The 18,638-nt window shown below is 73.7% G+C and carries 22 protein-coding genes and 1 tRNA gene; 10 read left to right on the top strand and 13 right to left on the bottom strand.

Annotated features, from left to right (window positions below):
* Positions 1 to 22 precede the first annotated feature (22 nt).
* The 4 genes from ACH4UM_RS05935 to ACH4UM_RS05920 all read right to left on the bottom strand — a co-directional run bounded on the left by ACH4UM_RS05935 (position 23) and on the right by ACH4UM_RS05920 (position 2,503).
* A complete protein-coding gene (locus ACH4UM_RS05935; protein WP_398174161.1) occupies positions 23 to 1,315 on the bottom strand; it encodes a hypothetical protein in 1,293 nt (430 codons plus the stop codon).
* 368 nt (positions 1,316 to 1,683) lie between these two features.
* Positions 1,684 to 1,758 (bottom strand) — tRNA-Val (locus ACH4UM_RS05930).
* Positions 1,749 to 2,147 carry a DUF952 domain-containing protein gene (locus ACH4UM_RS05925; protein WP_398174158.1) on the bottom strand — a complete coding sequence of 133 codons (399 nt, stop codon included), beginning with the start codon at positions 2,145 to 2,147 and terminating at the stop codon, positions 1,749 to 1,751. Before ACH4UM_RS05925 ends, ACH4UM_RS05930 begins: the two co-directional genes overlap by 10 nt.
* A complete protein-coding gene (locus ACH4UM_RS05920; RefSeq protein ID WP_398174155.1) occupies positions 2,144 to 2,503 on the bottom strand; it encodes a hypothetical protein in 360 nt (119 codons plus the stop codon). The genes ACH4UM_RS05925 and ACH4UM_RS05920 overlap by 4 nt, the downstream gene beginning before the upstream one ends.
* A 116-nt stretch (positions 2,504 to 2,619) precedes the next feature.
* On the opposite strand from ACH4UM_RS05920, the gene ACH4UM_RS05915 reads away from it, so the two are divergent.
* On the top strand, positions 2,620 to 3,129 hold the full coding sequence (locus tag ACH4UM_RS05915) for a GNAT family N-acetyltransferase (protein ID WP_398174152.1): 510 nt from the start codon (positions 2,620 to 2,622) through the stop codon (positions 3,127 to 3,129).
* A gap of 28 nt (positions 3,130 to 3,157) precedes the next feature.
* Here ACH4UM_RS05915 and ACH4UM_RS05910 read toward each other — a convergent pair whose 3' ends face one another.
* Positions 3,158 to 3,952, bottom strand: coding sequence for an MBL fold metallo-hydrolase (locus ACH4UM_RS05910; protein WP_398174149.1), 795 nt, complete (start codon positions 3,950 to 3,952; stop codon positions 3,158 to 3,160).
* Positions 3,953 to 4,037: 85 nt separating this feature from the next.
* On the opposite strand from ACH4UM_RS05910, the gene ACH4UM_RS05905 reads away from it, so the two are divergent.
* A complete protein-coding gene (locus tag ACH4UM_RS05905) occupies positions 4,038 to 4,268 on the top strand; it encodes a DUF2277 domain-containing protein (protein WP_398174146.1) in 231 nt (76 codons plus the stop codon).
* 108 nt (positions 4,269 to 4,376) lie between these two features.
* Here the strand turns inward: ACH4UM_RS05905 and ACH4UM_RS05900 are convergent, their stop codons facing one another.
* From ACH4UM_RS05900 to ACH4UM_RS05890, 3 genes are all read right to left on the bottom strand, one after another.
* Entirely contained in the window at positions 4,377 to 5,027 is a 651-nt protein-coding gene (locus ACH4UM_RS05900; RefSeq protein ID WP_398174143.1) for a DedA family protein, read from the bottom strand.
* Between the two features lie 164 nt (positions 5,028 to 5,191).
* The gene (locus ACH4UM_RS05895; RefSeq protein WP_398175022.1) at positions 5,192 to 5,647 is read right to left on the bottom strand and encodes a DoxX family protein; all 456 of its coding nucleotides are present in this window, start codon (positions 5,645 to 5,647) and stop codon (positions 5,192 to 5,194) included.
* 241 nt (positions 5,648 to 5,888) lie between these two features.
* Positions 5,889 to 7,577, bottom strand: a complete 1,689-nt coding sequence (locus tag ACH4UM_RS05890; RefSeq protein WP_398174140.1) for an alkaline phosphatase D family protein — start codon at positions 7,575 to 7,577, stop codon at positions 5,889 to 5,891.
* A gap of 367 nt (positions 7,578 to 7,944) precedes the next feature.
* Here ACH4UM_RS05890 and ACH4UM_RS05885 point away from each other — a divergent pair, with 367 nt between their 5' ends.
* Positions 7,945 to 8,526, top strand: a complete 582-nt coding sequence (locus tag ACH4UM_RS05885) for a TMEM165/GDT1 family protein (protein WP_398174137.1) — start codon at positions 7,945 to 7,947, stop codon at positions 8,524 to 8,526.
* Positions 8,527 to 8,705: 179 nt separating this feature from the next.
* A complete protein-coding gene (locus ACH4UM_RS05880) occupies positions 8,706 to 9,365 on the top strand; it encodes an HAD-IA family hydrolase (protein ID WP_398174134.1) in 660 nt (219 codons plus the stop codon).
* A gap of 606 nt (positions 9,366 to 9,971) precedes the next feature.
* Here the strand turns inward: ACH4UM_RS05880 and ACH4UM_RS05875 are convergent.
* Entirely contained in the window at positions 9,972 to 11,066 is a 1,095-nt protein-coding gene (locus ACH4UM_RS05875) for a peptidoglycan-binding protein (RefSeq protein ID WP_398174131.1), read from the bottom strand.
* An 8-nt stretch (positions 11,067 to 11,074) separates the two neighbouring features.
* Positions 11,075 to 11,266 carry a hypothetical protein gene (locus ACH4UM_RS05870; RefSeq protein ID WP_398174128.1) on the bottom strand — a complete coding sequence of 64 codons (192 nt, stop codon included), beginning with the start codon at positions 11,264 to 11,266 and terminating at the stop codon, positions 11,075 to 11,077.
* Between the two features lie 72 nt (positions 11,267 to 11,338).
* On the opposite strand from ACH4UM_RS05870, the gene ACH4UM_RS05865 reads away from it, so the two are divergent.
* On the top strand, positions 11,339 to 13,471 hold the full coding sequence (locus tag ACH4UM_RS05865; protein ID WP_398174125.1) for an MDR family MFS transporter: 2,133 nt from the start codon (positions 11,339 to 11,341) through the stop codon (positions 13,469 to 13,471).
* A gap of 74 nt (positions 13,472 to 13,545) precedes the next feature.
* On the opposite strand, the gene ACH4UM_RS05860 is transcribed toward ACH4UM_RS05865, so the two are convergent.
* Positions 13,546 to 14,046, bottom strand: coding sequence for a GNAT family N-acetyltransferase (locus ACH4UM_RS05860; protein ID WP_398174122.1), 501 nt, complete (start codon positions 14,044 to 14,046; stop codon positions 13,546 to 13,548).
* A gap of 67 nt (positions 14,047 to 14,113) precedes the next feature.
* On the opposite strand from ACH4UM_RS05860, the gene ACH4UM_RS05855 reads away from it, so the two are divergent.
* The 4 genes from ACH4UM_RS05855 (at position 14,114) to ACH4UM_RS05840 (ending at position 16,959) form a co-directional block, all read left to right on the top strand.
* On the top strand, positions 14,114 to 14,833 hold the full coding sequence (locus ACH4UM_RS05855) for a helix-turn-helix transcriptional regulator (RefSeq protein ID WP_398174119.1): 720 nt from the start codon (positions 14,114 to 14,116) through the stop codon (positions 14,831 to 14,833).
* A gap of 104 nt (positions 14,834 to 14,937) precedes the next feature.
* A complete protein-coding gene (locus tag ACH4UM_RS05850; RefSeq protein WP_398174116.1) occupies positions 14,938 to 15,345 on the top strand; it encodes a nuclear transport factor 2 family protein in 408 nt (135 codons plus the stop codon).
* Between the two features lie 79 nt (positions 15,346 to 15,424).
* Positions 15,425 to 16,102 carry a hypothetical protein gene (locus ACH4UM_RS05845; protein ID WP_398174114.1) on the top strand — a complete coding sequence of 226 codons (678 nt, stop codon included), beginning with the start codon at positions 15,425 to 15,427 and terminating at the stop codon, positions 16,100 to 16,102.
* Positions 16,103 to 16,107: 5 nt separating this feature from the next.
* Positions 16,108 to 16,959 carry a hypothetical protein gene (locus tag ACH4UM_RS05840; RefSeq protein ID WP_398174111.1) on the top strand — a complete coding sequence of 284 codons (852 nt, stop codon included), beginning with the start codon at positions 16,108 to 16,110 and terminating at the stop codon, positions 16,957 to 16,959.
* Between the two features lie 36 nt (positions 16,960 to 16,995).
* Here the strand turns inward: ACH4UM_RS05840 and ACH4UM_RS05835 are convergent, their stop codons facing one another.
* Positions 16,996 to 17,415: a DUF1992 domain-containing protein gene (locus ACH4UM_RS05835; protein WP_398174108.1), complete on the bottom strand. Its 420-nt coding sequence runs from the start codon at positions 17,413 to 17,415 to the stop codon at positions 16,996 to 16,998.
* Between the two features lie 99 nt (positions 17,416 to 17,514).
* Between ACH4UM_RS05835 and ACH4UM_RS05830 the strand changes: the two genes are divergently transcribed.
* A complete protein-coding gene (locus ACH4UM_RS05830) occupies positions 17,515 to 17,907 on the top strand; it encodes a hypothetical protein (RefSeq protein ID WP_398174105.1) in 393 nt (130 codons plus the stop codon).
* A gap of 39 nt (positions 17,908 to 17,946) precedes the next feature.
* Here ACH4UM_RS05830 and ACH4UM_RS05825 read toward each other — a convergent pair whose 3' ends face one another.
* Positions 17,947 to 18,618, bottom strand: a complete 672-nt coding sequence (locus ACH4UM_RS05825; RefSeq protein ID WP_398174102.1) for an O-methyltransferase — start codon at positions 18,616 to 18,618, stop codon at positions 17,947 to 17,949.
* Between the last annotated feature and the right edge of the window lie 20 nt (positions 18,619 to 18,638).

Below are 18,638 nucleotides of genomic sequence, written 5' to 3'. Positions count from 1 at the left end.
CTGGGGAGCGGGGACCGGGCCGTCAGTGACCGGTTCCCCGCTCCTCACGGATCTGCGCCACCACCCGGGCCGCCGTGCCCCGCACCGCCTCGGTCTCCGTCAGGAAGTGCCAGTAGTCCGGGTGGCGGCCTTCCAGCCCGCTGATCGCCCGCTCCAGCCGGGCCACGGCGTCGTCCAACGGGCGGGCGTGCCGCGGGTCCGGCGTCGTACGGCCGGTCATGGCCAGCCGCTGGGCGTCCCGGATCGCGAACCGCGTCCTGTCGATCTCCGCCTGTGGGTCCTTCTGCACCGCGTTCAGCCGCGCCAGACGGTCTCCGGCGGCCGACACCGCCTCGTCGGTGGTGTTCAGCAGCGCCCGCACCGTCGACAGCAGCGCGGTCGCGTCCGGCCAGCGCTGGGACTCCCGCGCGGCCTGAGCCTGAGTCAGCTTCCGCTCCGCCTGCCGGACGTTCTCGGCGGCCTGCTCCGGCACCTGCTGCAGATCCTGCCAGCAGGCGGCCGCGAACCGCCGCCTGAGCTCGCTGAGCACCGGCTCCACCTGACCGGCGCGCGTGGTCAGCGCCTGCGCCCGGGTCCGCAGCGACACCAGCCGGTGGTCGATCTCGGCGGCCCGCTCCGGCAGCCGCCCGGCCTCCGCCCGGATCGCCTCCGCCTCCCGCGCCACCCGCTCGGCCCGCTCCAGCGTCGGCTGCGCACCGTGCTGCCCCGCGCCCTGGTTCAGCTTCGTCAGCTCGGGCGAGAGCGCGGCCAGCCGGGCGGCCAGATCGTCCGCCTTCAGCCCCGAGCCGCGTACGGTGTCCAGCGCGTTGCTGGCGGCGAGCAGGGACTGCCGGGCGCGCTCCACGGCGGGCGCGAGCCGGGCCAGCTGCGTCTCGGCCTTGCCGAGCAGCGGCCCCAGACCACTGCTGAAACGGTCCAGCTCCCGCTTGACGTTCTCCAGCTCGTCCTTGGCCGCGGTCAGCTCGCCGCGCGCCCGGGCGGCGGTGGCGGCCTCCAGGCCGTCACGGTCGAGATCCTGCGCGTCGACCGCCTGGATGTACCGCTGACTGACCTCGTCGATCCGCCGGCCCAGCGCCTCGAAGTCGGCGATCGCGCGACGCGCGGCGGGGGAGTCGTCGACGGCCGTGATCGTCTCGATCGAGATCCGCAGATCGCGCTGGGCGGTGTCCAACTCGTAGAACGCGGCCGCGGCGGCGTCCTTCGCGGCCTGCGCCTCGGCCCGCTGGCTCTCGGCCCGCCCCCCGAACCAGCGCCGGGTGCCGCCACCGGCGAAGGCGGCGGGCAGCGCGAGCGCGGCGAGCAGCGGCAGGCCCATCAGGGCAAGGACGTCACGGGCCGCCGCGGAAGCGGTGGGGCGGGGCCGGGGCCGTGAATACGGCGAACGCGGCTGCCCAGGTGTCTCCGATGCCGCCGGTGCCGCCGATGTGGCCGTCACATCCCTCTCCCGTGCCGTGGTCCGCCCTGCGTGGAGTTCATTCTCCCACCTGTACAGGACGAACACACGGGCCCGTCAGTTCGCCGTATCTCCACCAGGTTCGCCACGGCCTCCAGTTCGAGGGGGACCGAACAGCCGGTCGGCGCGTGCCCGCGCAGGCCGGGCAAACGCTGATCACGATCCACGACGAAGGCCCAGGTGCCTCGGGAGTCATCCCGTGGACCTGGGCCTCTCGTTCGTCCTGCGACTGGTGGGCGCGGACGGTTTCGAACCGCCGACATCCTGCTTGTAAGGCAGGCGCTCTACCCCTGAGCTACGCACCCGGGACGAGTCGACAGCGTACCCTGCCAGGGGGACTGTCCCGCAAACCCGTTGCCCGGCCCTCGTCGTCGAAGTGCACCTGGAGGGTCCGTGCCACGGCGTCCCGGTTCAGGGGGCCGAACACGTGGGGGAACGCGGTGCCCCCGGGGACGCCGGGGGGTGGGGCGGGGGCGGCCGCCTCCCATTCCACGCGCGCCGTGAGCCGGGCCTCGTCGAGGAGGAGGGCCAGGAGCGGCCGGGGCGCGGTCGAGTAGAAGGCGTTGACGACCGCCAGGGTCGTCGGCTCGTCCGGGGAGCAGTGCACGAAGCCCTCGTCCGCGAGGGAGGCGGGGGCGTAGGGGCGGTCGGGTGCGGCAGTCCACTCGGCGAGCGGTACCACGTGGTAGATCATGCGTCTGCGTCCTCGTCGTCCTTGCTCTCCGGTGCTTCGTGGGCGTGCTTCAGCCGGCTGCGGGCGTCGATGCCGTCCGGGCCGGTGAACTGCGACCAGTATCGGTGGGTGCTGACGAACACCGCGAGCTCGTGCTCCCGCCGGCGGAGCTTTTCGACCTCGGCCTGTTCGTCGGCCGTCCAGCCCGGCGAGGCCGGACGCTCCACCTTGCGCCAGCCGCCGTCGTCGCTGAACCCGTCCAGCGGCTCGACCGACCAGGGCAGCCGCTTGAGCAGGGCCGACAGCTCGGCCCGGACCTGATGCAACTCCTCCTGACCGGCGAGGAGGTCACTCGGAAAGTCATAGGGCGTAGCCACAGTGCAATGCTACGCCTGTTCGATTTTGGGGCGCGACTTGCTTCGGCGGGTTCATGTGTTCGAACTGGACCCGTGGTGCCGGTCCCGCTGTCAGACCCCTGGCCTACGGTGGCGGAATGGCTGACACGGCGGAGACGAAGATACGGCTGGAGCCCTGGGCGGAGGGCGACTTCTGGCTGCTGCGGCTGCACAACAGCCCCGAGATGACGGCACACCTGGGCGGTCCGGAGACCGAGGAGCAACTGCTCTCGCGGCACCGGCGCTATCTCGACCTGACCTCGGGACGGATGTACCGGATCGTGCTGGCGGACAGGGGGCAGGCCGCTGGTGCGATCGGCTTCTGGGAGCGCGGGTGGCGGGGCGGGAAGGTGTGGGAGACCGGATGGGGGGTGTCGCCCGCCTTCCAGGGGCGGGGGCTCGCCGCCAGGGCGGCCCGGGCGGTCGTGGCCGAGGCCCGGGCGGAGGGCGGGCACCGCTACCTGCACGCCTATCCGAGCGTGGACCACGCGGCTTCGAACGCGGTGTGCCGCAGCGCCGGGTTCACGCTGATCGGGCCGGTCGAGTTCGAGTACCCGAAGGGGCACTGGATCACCTCGAACGACTGGCGGATCGACCTCGCGGCCTGAGGGTCCGGGAGAGCGCGGTCCGGCGGCCCTACGGACGGGTGGTCCGGCGGCCCTGCAGACGGACGGAGGCGCCGGGGGAGAGCAGGTGCAGCCGGTCGGTGAGGCCGGCGTCGGCGAACGCCTTCGTCAGGGCGGGGCCGTCCTCGGTGAAGTGGGCCCAGTGCTCGAAGTGCAGCGGTACGACGTGGCGGGCGCCGAGGATGCGGGCGGCCTGCGCGGCCTGTTCGCTGGTGAGGGTCAGCGCGGCGTCCGGGACGAGGGGGGTGCGGGCGGCGCCGGCGAACAGCACGGCGATGTCGAACGGGCCCTCGCGGCCGGCGATTTCGCCGACCAGGTCCAGCGAGGCGTTGTCGCCGCTGACGTAGATCTTCGGGAGATCGTCGCCGGAGAGGAGGAAGCCGGTGACCTCGCCGACGAGGGGTTCGCAGCCCGCGGGGCCGTGCAGGGCGGGGGCGGCGGTGACGCGCAGGGTGCGGCCGCCGGGCAGCGGCAGGTCGGTGTGCTGCCAGGGGGAAAGGGCCCGGACGGGGGCGCCGAGGCGGGATGCGGCGGCGGGAGTGGAGAGGGTTAGGGGGATCTGCGCGAGGTACGCACGGCCGGAGGTGTCGAGGTTGTCCGGGTGCTGGTCGTGGGAGAGCAGGACGGCGTCGACCGGGCCGACAGCGGTGGGCGGCAGGGCGGGGCCGGCCGTCTTGACCAGCTCACGGGAGCCGACGGGATGGACGCCGGGGGCGTCGAAGGTGGGGTCGGTGAGCAGGCGCAGGCCGGCGAGTTCGATGACGGCGGTGGGGCCGCCGAGGTAGGTGATCTCCACGGTGGTCATGGCCGGTGCAAGGGGAGGCGGAGCGGAGGTATTCCCTCCGCCGGAAGACGGGTTCCCTCGGGGGAGGACGGGAGAGACTGGGAGCATGTGCCGGAGCATCAAGACACTGCGTCCGCCCGCGTTGCCCGAGGAGGCGACGCAGGAGGAGATCCGCGCGGCCGCGCTGCAGTTCGTGCGGAAGGTCTCGGGGTTCAGGGCGCCCGCCGCCCGCAACCGGGACGTTTTCGATCAAGCGGTCGATCGGATCGCGGGGGCCACGGCGGAGCTGCTGGCCGGGTTGGAGGTGCGGGGGCAGGGGGCACGGAAGGCGGGCTGACGGCGTCATACGCGTGACGGCCGGGCGTGTGCCGGCCGGGCGTGACGCCCACGAGGGATGGGCGCAGTGCGGGCGACGGCCGGGCGTGACGCCCATGGCGGGTGGGCGCTATGCGCGCCCTTCCGCCGCCTCCGGCCGCTCCGGAGTCCGCCGCATCAGATACGTCGCCCCCGCGCCCGCCGCGAACAGTGCGGCCACCGACACGCCCGTGGCCAGCCAGGCCGCGCCCAGCCAGCGGGTACCGAAGTAGCCGAGGGCGACACTGTAGGTCGCCCAGGACAGGCCGGCCAGGGCGGACCAGGGCAGGAACTCGCCGACCCGGCGATGGGCGGCACCCGCGCTGAAGGAGACCACCGAGCGGCCGGCCGGGGCGAACCGGGCCAGGACGACCAGCGCACCGCCGCCGCCCCGGGACAGGGCCTCGCCGAGTCGTTCCTGCGCCGTGCTCAGCCGGCGGGAGCGGGAGATCGCGCGGTCCAGCCGCTCGCCGCCCCGCCGGGCCAGCCGGTAGGCGACCAGGTCGCCCAGCACGGACGCCGTGGCCGCGCACAGGGTCAGGGCCAGGATGTCGGGGACCGGCTGCGGCACGCGACCGGTCGCCGCGCCCGTGCCCGCGGCGGCCGCAGTGGCCGCGGTGACTATGAGTACGCCGCTCGGCAGTACCGGCACGAAGACGTCGAGCAGAACGGACAGGGCCACCACGACATAGATCCACGGAGTGCCGGTGAGCGACCCCACCTTCGCCACACTCTCCAGCACCGCGGACTCCCCTGACTCCCCCCGAGGACCGACCGTGCCGCGACGTCGCGGGGGAGCGGCAGGGGCGGCCTGTGAACAGCCATACAGCGTACGCGGGGGGAGTGACAAGGGGGTCGGCGGGGGCTGATGTGGCTCATTGTTCGCTGCCCCCGGTGCGGCGTCCGTCAGGCCGTCACCGGCGTCCGCTCCGCCGCCGGCCGCTGCCGCTTTGCCGAGCGCCTGCTGATCAGCCCGTCCAGGCCGAACGCGCCGGTGCCGGTGAACACCAGCAGCAGGAAGGACCAGCAGAACAGCACCGGCAGCTCGCCGCCGTTCTGTATCGGCCACAGCGCCGCCCGCTGGTGGACGTCGAAGTATGCGTACGCCATCGAACCCGAGGCGAGGAACGCGGCGGCCCGGGTGCCCAGGCCCAGCAGCACGAGGACACCGCAGGCCAGCTGGATCACCGCCGCGTACCAGCCGGGCCAGGTGCCCGCCGGGAGGGTGCCGCCGTGCGTGCCCGCCGCGCCGCCGAGCACGCCGAAGAGCGAGGCGGCGCCGTGGCAGGCGAACAGCAGCCCCACGACGATGCGGAACAGGCCGAGGGCGTAGGGCCGCGCCGAGTCGAGGCGTCCGGTCAGGCTGGTCATGTGGGGGGTCTCCTTCGGTCGGGCCGGTCCAGGACGGACCGGTCGGGGTGATCCGAACGGATGACCAGGTTAGGTGAGCCTCACTAGTGCTTGCAAGTTCAACATTTGGCCGCGCTGGGGGTGCCGCCCGTGGCTCCGCCTGCGGTTCCGTCCGAGGTGCCCCCTTCGGCGTGGGACGCGGTGGGCGGCCCCGTATGCGATGGGCGGCGGGGATGCGGAGGGTGACCTGGAACTACGGGGCGGCCGGCGGGGAGAGTTCGGACTCCGCCACCGTCTCCAGGCGCGCCCGCCCGTCCCTGGCCGCCCGTGCCCTCTCAAGCCGCAACCGGGCCGAACGCCCGTGCAGTGTCAGCGTCATCAGCTGGTTGCCGAACCACGGGCCGCCCGTCCTGCGCCAGCTGACCGGCGGCTCGGCGCAGCGCCCGTGCCGGGCGAGCCCGCGGCCGAGCGCCCGGGCCACCGCGCTCCAGCCGAAACGGAAGCCGAGCCGCATCGACGGCGGCACGGAGTTGTGGACCGGGGAGCAGGTGAGCTGCAGGACGCGGGCGGCCACGGACCGCGCCGGCCAACGCGGTTCGGCGACATAGGCGTGATGGACGTCCCCGGACAGCACGGCGATCGTCGCGGGGGCCTCCGGGCCCGAACCGGCCTCGGCGAGCAGCCCTGCCAGCGCCGCGAAGGACTCCGGGAACGCCGCCCAGTGCTCCAGGTCGGCGCCCCGCCGCAGCCGCTCCCCGAACCGGGCCCAGCGCGCGCCCCGCACGCCCCGGCACAGTGCCGCGTCCCACGCCTCGAGGTCGTGCACCAGGTGCGGCAGCAGCCAGGGCAGCGAGGCGCCGACAAGGAGGTGGTCATAGCCGCCCCGGCCGTCCAGCGCCTGCGCACGCACCCAGTCCGCCTCCCCGGGGCTGAGCATGGAGCGGCCGTCCTCGTCCAGGACGCGGGCGGCCCGCGAGTCCACCATCAGCACCCGGACCCGGCCGAAGCCGCGGCGGTAGCTCCAGCGCACCGAGGCGGGGTCGGCGTCGGCCTTGGCGGCGAAGGCGCGCAGCACGTCGGTGCCGTCGGGGGCGGCCCGTACGGCGGCGTACACGGGGTCGGCGGCGAGCTCGGCCGGAGAGAGGTTGCCCAGGTGCTGGTGGACCCAGTACGACATCAGGCCGCTCAGCAGCCGCTCCTGCCACCAGTCGGTGGCCCGCATGTCGGCGAGCCAGGCGGCGGAGGTGTTCCAGTCGTCGACGACGTCGTGGTCGTCGAAGATCATGCAGCTGGGCACGGTGGACAGCAGCCAGCGCACCTGCGGGTCGAGCCAGGACTCGTAGTAGAGCCGGGTGTACTCCTCGTAGTCCGCGACCTGGCTGCCGATGGGGTCTCCCCTGTTCGAGCGAATCCGAGAACTTGGGGAAGGGCCGGCCAGGCCCCGCCGGGCGTAGAGGAAGCGGCGGGTCGCCTCGGAGGTCTCGTCGGCGTAGACCTGGTCGCCGAGCAGGAGCAGCAGGTCGGGGCGCTCGCCCTGGGGGTCGGCGGCGATCCGCGTGGCCAGCGTGTCGAGCGCGTCGGGGCCGACCGGGTCGTGGCCGTCGCCGGGCGGGGCGGCCCAGCGGCAGGAGCCGAAGGCGACGCGGAGGGCGTCGCCGGGTGCGGGCGCGGCGATGACCGAGGGCGGGAAGGGGGAGTCGGGCGCGGGCCAGACGCGGGTCCCGTCGAGGAACACCTCGTACGGCGTCGGGGCGCCCGGTGTGAGGCCGGTCACCGGGATCAGCGCGTAGTGATGGCCCTCGACGTGGAAGGTGCGGACGGTGCCGCCGGCGCCGTCCGCGCAGCGGACCTCGGCGGCGCACGGACGGCTCGCCTCGACCCAGACGGTCGCGGACGAGCCGTCGACGTACCTCAGCAGTGGTCCCAGGCACAGTCCGGCCACGGTGATCGCCCTCCTCCGTCGGTCCGTACGGTATTGAACGACGGGGGAGGACGGACAGACCCGGGCGGTCAGCAGCCGGCGAGGTGGCCCTGCAGCGCGCTCTTCTCCCGAACTTCCCGTCGCGTACCATGGACGGCGCAGAAGGGGAGTAGCTCTTCGCCGGACCGTCGACATACTGCTCAGCTCGCCTGAGCCGGCGCCCGGAGGCGGACCTCGGAATCGATCACCGGGGCGGCCAGCGAGACCTTCGGCAAGCAGTGCACGCCCGTGCCGTACGGCAGGGGTGATCCGTGTGCTGCCCTGCCGAGGTGTCTCATCGCAAGTTCCAGCACTCTCGGCGGGGCAGTCCCCGACCGATTGAGGAACAGTGATCAGCATCAGCGTCCTGGCGCTCGTCTTCGGCGTCGTCTTCCTCGCCGAGCTGCCGGACAAGACGGCACTCGCGGGGCTCGTCCTCGGCACGCGTTACCGCGCCTCGTACGTCTTCGCCGGCGTCGCCGCCGCGTTCCTGCTGCATGTGATGCTCGCCGTGGCGGCCGGCAGTGTGCTGACCCTGCTGCCGCAGCGGATCGTGCACGCGCTGACGGGCGTGCTGTTCCTCGGCGGCGCGGCGATGCTGCTGCTGCACAAGGGCGACGGCGAGGAGGAGATCCGCCGGCCCGCCGACCAGTCCTTCTGGAAGGTCGCGGGGACGGGTTTCACGCTCATCCTCGTCGCCGAGTTCGGCGATCTCACCCAGATCATGACGGCGAACCTCGCGGCCCGCTACGACGCTCCGGTGTCCGTGGGCCTGGGGGCGGTACTGGCCCTGTGGGCGGTCGCCGGTCTCGGCATCGTCGGCGGAAAGGCCCTGATGAGGCGGGTTCCGCTGGGGCTGATCACCAGGGTCGCGGCACTGCTGATGGCGGCGCTCGGCGTGTGGAGCCTGTACGAGGCCGTGGCGCGCTGAGGCGAACGGCAGGTGAACCTCTGCAGGGGGTGGTGGCGGGATGCCGGACTTATTTTGTACCGTGGGGGAACAAAGTGGCTCCCGCCTGTTTTCCCTGACCGGCGGGCGGGGCCGCCTTGTCCCTTTCGGGCCCTGTCCGTACCCCTTCGCCATGTCCTCGCCATGCCTTGGAGTTGCCGATGACGGCCACCGCCGTGTTCACCGCCCGCGCCTTCCTGCTGGACATGGACGGCACCCTCGTCAACTCCGACGCCGTCGTCGAGCGGATCTGGCGGGACTGGGCCGATCGGCACGGGCTGGACGGCGACGAGGTGATGAAGGTCGTCCACGGCCGCCAGGGACACGCCTCGATGGCGTTGCTGCTGCCCGGCCGCCCCATGGAGGAGAACCTCGCCGACAACGCCCGCATGCTCGCCAGGGAGACCTCGGACGTGGACGGCGTAGTCCCCGTCCCCGGTGCGCCGGAGTTCCTCGCCGCCCTGCGCGGCCTGCCGCACGCCCTGGTGACCTCGGCCGACGTGGGCCTGTCCACGGCCCGGATGGCCGCCGCCGGCCTGCCCCTGCCGGACGTCCGTGTCACCGCGGAATCCGTCGGCGCGAGCAAGCCCGACCCCGAGGGCTTCCTCAAGGGCGCCGCCGAACTGGGCGTCGCCCCCGCCGACTGCGTGGTCTTCGAGGACTCCGGCGCGGGCATCGCGGCGGGTCGCGCCGCGGGGATGCGCGTGATCGGCGTGGGCCCCCGCGCCCCCTTCCACGGGCCGGACGCTGCGGTACAGGACCTGAAGCACATACGGGTGGAGCCCCTGGGGGACGGCGCCGTTCGGCTGCACGTCGGGTAGGCGGGCGGCGGGGCCGCCATCACAGGGGCGCGGGTGCACCCCACCGAGCGGGGGTGCGGCGGTCTGGCGGTCTTTGCCGGGCGGGGTTGCGGCCTTGTTTGCCGCCGGGGTTGGCCCCGGGGTTGCAGACCGGGGTTGCAGACCGGGGTTGCGGGGCCACCGCCACCGCCGCCGCCGCCGGTCGGGTCGGCAGGGTCGTCTCGGCCGAGCGGGGCTCCGGGTGCCCTCGCCGCGGAGGCCGCGGGGCCCACTCGCCGGGCTCGCCGATTGGGCCCTGGGGCCACCTGCGTTGATGGGGCCGTGGGCCGGCTTCGTTGATGGGGCCGTGGGGCCACCGCCGCCGATTGGGTCGCTCGGGTCGCTCCTGCTGACGGGGTCGCGGTCCGCATCCTGCCCTCAGGCCTCGGGAATCGTCCCGGCCGATGAGGGCCGTGGGGCGTCCCAGCCGCTCGGGCCGCTGCGGTGCGCCCCTGCTGACGGGCCGTGGGTTCGTACGCCGCTGCTCAGGCCACGGGCCACCCCGGCCGATGGGTGCCGCGCGTCGCCTCGGCCGGCAAGGGCCGCGGGCCCACCCCGCCGGTAAGGACCGTGCGGCCGTCCTTCCGCTCAGGGCTCGGACGTTTCCGCTTCCAGGCTCGCTCGTGTTGCCCGGCCGTAGACGCCGAGGTCGTCCGAGGTGATGCCCCGGGCCAACTGGTAGGTGCGTACGGAGTCCTCGACCTGGGTGTCGTAGACACCGTCGGCCCGGCCCGTATAGAGGTGCAACTGGCTCAGGCGCAGCTGGAGTTCGGTCACCTCGGGGCCCCGGTCGCCGGGGCGCAGGACGGGGGCGGACGTCACCGTGGCGGTGGCCCGGGCGGTCGTCGTTGCCGGGGCGGGCCCGGCGGACCCTGCCCCGGAGCCCGGGCTCGCCCCGGACGCCGACCCGGACGGCGAAGGCGAGGCGTTCGTCGCCGGGGGCGATGTGGAAGGCGAGGGGCTCGCACCCGCGGACGGCGACCGGCTCGCCGACGCCGACGGCGCGGGCGAGGAGACGGTGCCCGCCGGCGAGGACGACGACGGGGTGGCCGGGCCGTCCGGCACGCGCTCCCGCACCTCCTGGGGCGCCGCGCCGTCCCGCGCCGGAGCCTCATAGGAGAACAGCCCGCTCGCGAACCCGGCCGCCGCCACCACCGCGACCACGGCCCCGGACACGGCGAGCAGGGCGGCGGGGCGGCGGCCACCGCCCGAGGACTCCTCCCGGGCCGGCCGCCCCGCCTCCTCCGGCGGGCCCTCGCCGTCGGCCGACTCGAGGAGGCCGAGGTCGCCGACGTCCAAGGCGCCGGGTCCAGGTTCCTGCGCCCGCGGTGCCGCAGGCGCGGGCACGGCGGCGGTGGGCAGCGGCATCGTGGACCCGGGCGCGGCCTCGGCGGCCGGAGTGATTCCGGTGGCGGACGCGGGCCCGGCGGCGGACGCGGGCCCGGCGGCGGACGCGGGCCCGGTGGCGGGCGCGGGGCGGGGCCGTTCCTCCGTGCGGCCGCCCTCGATGTCCACGTATGGCCGTATGCGCAGCGGGTCGAAGTCCTCCGCCGCGGCGGCCTCGGCGGTCCGGGTGTCGCGCAGGGCGTCCGCCGCCCGCTGTCCACAGGCACACGACGGGCTGTTGTCCACCCCCCGGGGCGCCCCGCACTCCGGGCAGACGTGCCCCTTCGGCTCCTCCACGGGCTCCTTCACGCGTCGGTCCCCTCCCCCGGTGCTCCCCGTGCGGACTCCAGGAACGCCGGGAAGTCCAAGAACTCCGAGGAGTCCGAGAACTCCAAGAAGTCCCAGAACTCCGAGCGCTCCGAGAGCTCCGCGATCTCCAAGGTTATGCAGATCCTCTCCACACCCTCTCCCGAAGCCCCCGGAATGGCCGCCTCCAAGGGGACTCAACAGGCCATAACGGGTCACACCGATGACGATGGAGGGTGTCACGAGAGCCTCGGGAGGTCTCCATGGCCGGGGATGCGCACGGCACCACCGGAACGACGGGCGCGGCGGAGGACCCGCAGCCGTCGTCCGCACCGCCGTCACCTCCGCACGCCGCCGCACCCGCCGAGCCCGAGCACGTCTCCGGCAACGTCCTCGTCTCGATCGGCGCGCTGCTCCTCGGGATGCTGCTGGCCGCGCTCGACCAGACGATCGTGTCCACCGCGCTGCCCACCATCGTCAGCGATCTCGGCGGCCTGGAACACCTGTCCTGGGTGGTCACCGCCTACCTGCTGGCCTCGACGGCCGCGACCCCGCTGTGGGGCAAGCTCGGTGACCAGTACGGACGCAAGAAGCTGTTCCAGACCGCGATCGTGATCTTCCTGATCGGTTCGGCGCTGTGCGGCATGGCGCAGAACATGCCGCAGCTGATCGGGTTCCGCGCGCTGCAGGGCCTGGGCGGCGGCGGGCTGATGGTGCTGTCGATGGCGATCGTCGGCGATGTCGTCTCGCCCCGTGAACGCGGTCGCTACCAGGGCCTGTTCGGCGGGGTGTTCGGCGCGACCAGCGTGCTCGGGCCGCTGCTCGGCGGGCTGTTCACCGAGCACCTGAGCTGGCGCTGGGTGTTCTACGTCAACCTGCCCGTCGGCGTCGTCGCCCTCTCCGTGATCGCCGCCGCGCTGCACATCCCGCGCAAGGCGCAGCGGCACGTCATCGACTACCTCGGCACCCTCCTCATCGCCTCGGTCGCCACCTGCCTCGTCCTTCTCGCCTCACTCGGCGGCACCACCTGGGGCTGGGGCTCACCGCAGATCACCGGCCTCGCGGTGCTGGGCGTCGTGCTCGCGGTGGCGTTCGTGGCCGTGGAGCGCAGGGCGGCCGAACCGGTCCTCCCGCTGAAGCTCTTCCGCATCCGCACCTTCACCCTCTCCGCGGTCATCAGCTTCATCGTCGGCTTCGCCATGTTCGGCGCCATGACCTACCTGCCGACGTTCCTGCAGGTGGTCCAGGGCGTGACCCCGACCCTGTCCGGTGTGCACATGCTGCCGATGGTGTTCGGCATGCTGCTGGCCTCCACCGGCTCCGGGCAGATCGTCAGCCACACCGGCCGCTGGAAGGTGTTCCCCATCGCTGGCACCGCCGTCACCACGGTCGGCCTGCTCCTGCTGCACCGGCTCGACGAGCGCAGCTCCGCCGCCGAGATGAGCGGCTACTTCTTCGTCTTCGGCCTCGGTCTCGGCCTGGTCATGCAGGTGCTCGTCCTCATCGTGCAGAACGCCGTCAGCTACGAGGATCTGGGCGTCGCCACCTCCGGCGCCACCTTCTTCCGCTCCATCGGCGCCTCCTTCGGCGTGGCCATCTTCGGCACGGTGTTCGCGAGCCGGCTCGGCGACGAGCTCACCGCCGCCTTCAGGGGAGTCCCACTGCCCCCCGGCGCCTCCGCCGACGCCCTCAAGTCCGACCCGCGCGGCATCGCCGCCCTGCCGGCCGTGCTGCGCCCGGCGGCCCTGCACGCCTACGCCTCCGCCATCACCGACGTCTTCCTCTACGCCGCTCCGGTCGCACTGCTCGGCTTCGTGCTGGCATGGTTCCTGAAGGAGGACAGGCTCCGCGGCTCCGTCACGGCACCCGACGTCTCGGAGACGTACGCGACCAACCCCGTCGAGCGGTCCTCGTACGACGAGGTATGCCGCGCGCTGTCCGTACTGGGCACCCGCGAGGGACGGCGCGAGATCTACCGGCGGATCACCGAGCGGTCCGGCTACGACCTTGGGCCCGCGACGAGCTGGCTGGTGCTGCGGATCAAGAAGTACGGCTGGGTGGAGCCCGCCGTGCTGGCCGAGCGCAGCTCCGTACCGCTGAACGTCATCATCGAGGCCGCCCGCCAGGTCGAGGAGCGGCAACTCGGCGAGCGCCAGGGCCTGGACCTCGTACTGACCGCCCAGGGTCACGAGGCCGCCGAGCGGCTCGCGCACGCCCGTGAGGAGTCGCTGGCCGAGCTGCTCGGCGACTGGTGGGGACCGGACCGGCCGACCGATCTGGCGCAGCTGGTGAAGGAGCTGACCGCGGAGCTGTGCGGCTCCGACTCCGAACGGCCGCACGACGGCCGGGCGGTGCCCCGGCTGCCCCTGAACCTCGGCCCTGAACCTCGGCCCTGAGCCTCCGCCCTGGACCTCCGCCCTGGACCCCTGTCCTGAACCTTCGCCCTGAACTCCGTTGCCGATGGGCCGGCTCATTCCAGTGGCTTGCTGAACCAGTGCTCGGCGTACGGGGCGTCGTTGTGCCGCCCGGTCTCCGCGTACCCCAGCCGCGCGTACAGGGCGCGGGCCTCCACCAGGTCGCCACGGGTGTCGAGGATCACCCGCCGGGCGCCGAGCGCGCGGGCCGCGCCCTCCGCCGCGCCGACCAGCAGCGCCGCGCCGCCCCTGCCGCGCAAACCCTGGTGCAGGAAGACCCGGGTGAGCTCGGCGGTCGCCGGGTCCAGCAACCGTACGCCCGCGGTGCCGGCCGGTGTGCCGGCATACCGCGCCAGCAGCAACTGCCCGCGCGGCGGAGCGAGTTCGGCGCCGCTGCGGGCGCCGATCTCCCGCTCCAGCTCGGCCGGATCGGTGCGGTGTCCCTCGTGCAGCAGGTACCAGCGGTCGCTGACCTCCGTGTAGTAGGCCCGCCACAGCGCGGCGGCGACGGGGGAGTCGTAGGGTTCCGGGGCGATGGTCCACGTCACGCCCCCCATTGTCGGGACGCGGTGCGCACCGGGCGCAAACGAATATGTGTGGCCTCCGGGGAGTTGACTGGTCGTCATGAACCGAACCGACCGCCTCTACGCCCTGGTCGAGGAGCTCCGTGCGGCAGCGCCCCGGCCGCGCAGCGCCCGTGCGCTGGCCGGGCGCTTCGAGGTGAGCGTCCGTACGATCGAACGCGATCTGGCCGCGCTGCAGCAGTCCGGGGTGCCGATCCACGCCGAGCCGGGCCGCACCGGCGGATACGTCCTGGACAGGGAACGCACACTGCCGCCGCTCACCATCACCCCGGCCGAGGCCACCGCGCTGGCGGTTGGGCTGCACGCGCTGGTGGGGACACCGTTCGCCGCCGACGCGCGCAGCGCGCTGCACAAGGTGCTCGCCGTGATGCCGGGGCGCGAACGGGCTGCGGCCGCCGAGCTGGCCGGACGGGTCCGGCTGCTCGTACCGGCCGCGCGTCCGGCGCGGACCGCCGAGCCGCGCGTGCCCGGACCGCTGCGGGAGGCACTGACCGCAGGGCGGGTCCTGCGCCTGCAGTATGCGGACGCGCAGGGCGCCCTCACCACGCGGGACGTGGAACCGCTCGGCTTCCTCGGCGGCGACGAGCACTGGTACCTGGCGGCCTGGTGCCGGATGCGCGGAGCGCCGCGCGGCTTCCGCCTGGACCGCATCCGGGATGTCGAGGCACTCGGCGAACGGGCCCCGGACCGCGCCGTCGATCTGGCCGCCCTCGACACGCTCGGCTCGGACCTGCTGTCCCTCGACGGACTCGGAATGTGACGGCAATCACCGACAGGAGGGTGTCGCGGGCGGCGCGGAGGCTGGTGCCCGTACCGAGCCGGTACGACCTGACGACGTGACGACGTGACGAAAGGCAGCAAGCCATGACCTTCGCGAGCACCGAAACCCTCACCCCGGCCGCCGGCATCGCCCTCTTCGAGCGCTGGACCGCCCTGTGGAACGGCGACTTCGGCGACCCGGAGAGCTTCCTCGCCCCGGACTTCCGCATCCGCTTCGCCAACGACCCCGACCGGGCGGAGACGCCGGACGCCATCCACGGGCCGCGGGCCATCGCCGACTACGTCGCCGCGTTCCGCACCGCCAACCCCGGTCTGCGCTACAGCGTCGACGGCACCCCGATGGTCGACCCCGCGCAGGACCGGGTCGCCTGCTGCTGGTACGTGACCCGGCCGGACGGAGTGCAGCAGAGCGGCATCGACCTGTTCGAAGTCGTGGACGGCTGCATCGCGGTGGTGTGGTCGGTGACGGGACTGCGCCGCTTCGCGGATTGACGAACCGTTTACCGTCCTGCTTCCGGGCAACCCGATCGAAGAACCGGCCAGTTGGGCCGATCGCATCCGGAAGGCATCCATGTCAACAGGCGTGATCATCGCTCTGATCGTGATCGTGGCGGCCGTCGTCGTGGTGGCGGCGGTCCTGACCTCTCGTGCCCGCGGCCACAACGGCGGGCGGAACCTGAAGCGGCGCTTCGGCCCGGAGTACGACCGGGCCGTGGCCCGGCACGACGGCGACACCAAGGCCGCCGAGCGGGAGCTGGCGGCGCGCCTGGAGCGCCACGGCGACCTGCGCGAGCGGCCCTTGGAGCCGGCCGAGCGGGAACGTTTCGAGGCCCGCTGGACGGCCGCGCAGGAGCAGTTCGTCGATTCCCCGCGCGAGGCGGTGGCCGAGGCCGACCGGCTGCTGGCCGAGCTGGCCGGGGCGCGGGGGTTCCCGCACGACGGCCAGTACGAGGACCAGCTGGCGGCGCTGTCCGTGCACCACGGACATCACGTCCACGGCTACCGCCGCGTCCACCGCGCCGCGCACGCTCCCCTGGACGGCGCGGCCGAGGGGCGCACGAGCACCGAGGAACTGCGCGCGTCCATGGTCGAGGCCCGCGACCTCTTCGAGGAGCTGCTGGCCCCGGCCCACGGCGACCCCGGCCGCCACACCACACCGGAGGAGCCCGAACACTCCACGTCGGCCCGCTCGAACGGGCGCGCGCACCTGCCGTGGGCCCTCGACCGCCGTCAGACGAAGGAGGGCTGACCGACATGGCCGGCAGGACACCTGAGTCGGGCGCCGAGCGCGCCGTGGCGGAGGAGAAGGCCATGCACCCGGAGACGGGGGCCGGGCCGAAGGCGGGTCGCGAGGTGTCGGCGCAGGGCGGTGGAACGGTTGCGGGCCGCGACGCGGTGGCCGGTGCCGGTGCCGGTGCCGGTGCCGGTGCCGGAACCGCGGCCGCCGGTGCCGGTGACATCCGTGCTCCCGGGACCGCCGGTGCCGTCCCCGTCACCGGCACGCAGGCCGCCGGCAGGAGCGGCTCGGCGGCGACCGCGGCGGCCTCCACCGGAGGTGGAGAGCCGGCCGGCTCGGCGGGCCGCGACCCGTCGCCGGGCTCCGCGGAAGGGGCCGGGCTCGACCCGGCGACCGGGGCGGCCGGTGGAACCGAAGGTGACACGAAGGCGCCACGCGACACGAAGGCGCCACGCGACACGAAGGCGCCACGCGACGCGGAGGCGGGGCGCGACACGAAGACGGCGCGCCACGCTGAGACGGTGGGCCACGCTGAGACGGTGGGCCACGCTGAGACGGTGGGCCACGCTGAGGCGGGGCGTGGCACCGCGCTCGGTGGCGGTACCGATCCCGCCCCCCTGCTCCCCCGTGACGAGTGCGACAAGTTCGGCGCGCGGCTGCGGGAGGCCCTCACCGGGTTCATCGACGGGCCGCGGGACGCCGTGCAGGAGGCGGACCGGGTGGTGGAGGAGCTGGCCTCGCGGTTCACGGAGGCGCTCACCCGCCGGCAACGTACGCTGCGCGCCTCCTGGGAGGACGCCGACACCGAGCAACTCCGGCTGGCGCTGCGGGACTACCGCGAGCTCGCCGACCGGCTGACGCACCTCTGACGGCCTACGCCGACCCGCTGACGCACCTCCGACGGCCTACTCCGCCGCCCGGTGCTCCCGCAGCTCCCTGCGTTCACGCCACTCGCGTACGACCTCCTCGGCGTCGTACCGCTTGAGGCCGAGCGGGGGGCCGGGCGGCGGCTTGAGCATCATGTCGAGGATCTTGGTGTTGATGTCCGCGACGATTTTCCGGACGATCCGCTCCGAGGGCGCCGTGCAGGCCGCCGCGAGCGCGTCCTCGGCCTCCTTGCGCAGGGCGAGCGTCGGCGGCAGGACGGAAAGGCCCTCGCGGGCCATCTTCCGCTTGACCCACCACAGTTCCTCGTACACCGTGTCGCCCGGCAGCGGTCTGCCCGCCCCCGGCAGCCGGTCGAACTCGCCGCGTGCCTGCGCGTCACGGATCTGCTTGTCGGCCCAGGACTCGAACGGAACACCGGGTGGCTTTCGCTCGGTCATGAGTCCATTGTGCCGGACGCGACCGGGCCGGGCGTTTTATCATGCGGCGGCGATGCGCCGTTCCGGCCACCGCACAGCAACGTCACAGGGGGAACGCACGTGCTCGAACTCACCATGGCCACCGTCTCCGGGACGGACGCGGGCGCCACGGCCGGGATGCTCATGGCCGACGCGCCCAGCGCCCCGGGCGCCGTGCTGCGGGTGGGCCGGGACCGGGCCGTGTGCCGCCTGGTGACGCCCGACGACTGGCTGTTCGTCTCCCGGGTCCACCTGGAGTTCCTGTGCGGCCCGGACGGCACCTGGCAGGTGACCTGGCTGCGCGGCTCCCAGCCGGACCCCTCCTCGGAGGTCCGCCTGACGATCGGCGAGTACACCCAGGCCCTCGCCTACGGCGGCACCGTCCCGCTGCCCCGGGGCGGCGCCGGTGAGATCGTCGTCCAGGACCGCACGAGCCCGCGCAGCGTCAACGTCGGCTTCTACCACGAGGTCTGAGCGCCGCCCCGTACGCCCGCTCGCCCCCTCGCCCGTCTCCTACGCCATGACCCGCGCCAGTGCGAAGCCGTCGTAGCCCTTGGCGCCCACCGTCTGGATCGCCGTGCCCTCCAGACGCGGGTGCCCGGAGATGAGCTCCAGCGCCGCCCGGGTGCCGCGCACGCTCGGGTCGGTGCTCGCCGGGTCGGTCACATGGCCGCCGCGTACGACGTTGTCCACGATGATCAGGCTGCCGGTGCGGGTCAGCCTGAGGGCCCACTCCACGTAGTGCGGGTTGTTGACCTTGTCGGCGTCGATGAAGACCAGGTCGAAGGGGGGCGGGTTCTCGTCGGCGAGCTTGGGCAGCGACTCCAGGGCCGGGCCCACCCGCACCTCGGCGATCCGGTCCAGGCCGGCGCGCGCGAGGTTGCGGCGGGCCACGTCGGCGTGGTGGGCGTCGTACTCCAGGGAGACCAGCCGGCCGTCGGCGGGCAGCGCGCGGGCCAGCCAGATGGTGCTGTAGCCGCCCAGCGTGCCGATCTCCAGAACGGTGCGGGCGCCCTGCACCTGGGCGAGGAGCTGCAACAGCTTGCCCTGGGGCGGCGCGACGTTGATGTGCGGCAGGCCCTCGGCGTCGCTGTCGCGCAGCGCGGCCTGCAGCGCTTCGTCCTCCGGGGCGAGCAGAGTGGTGAAGTAGGCGTCGACTTCGTCCCAGAGCTGCGAGTCGCTCATGCACCAAACCTTTCGTATGT

The organism is Streptomyces sp. NPDC020801 (genome assembly GCF_044334385.1).
In the GTDB taxonomy this organism is placed as follows: Bacteria; Actinomycetota; Actinomycetes; order Streptomycetales; family Streptomycetaceae; genus Streptomyces.
The sequence above is the reverse complement of the archived record's forward strand: the minus strand, read 5'-3'. Positions and strand labels throughout refer to the sequence as shown.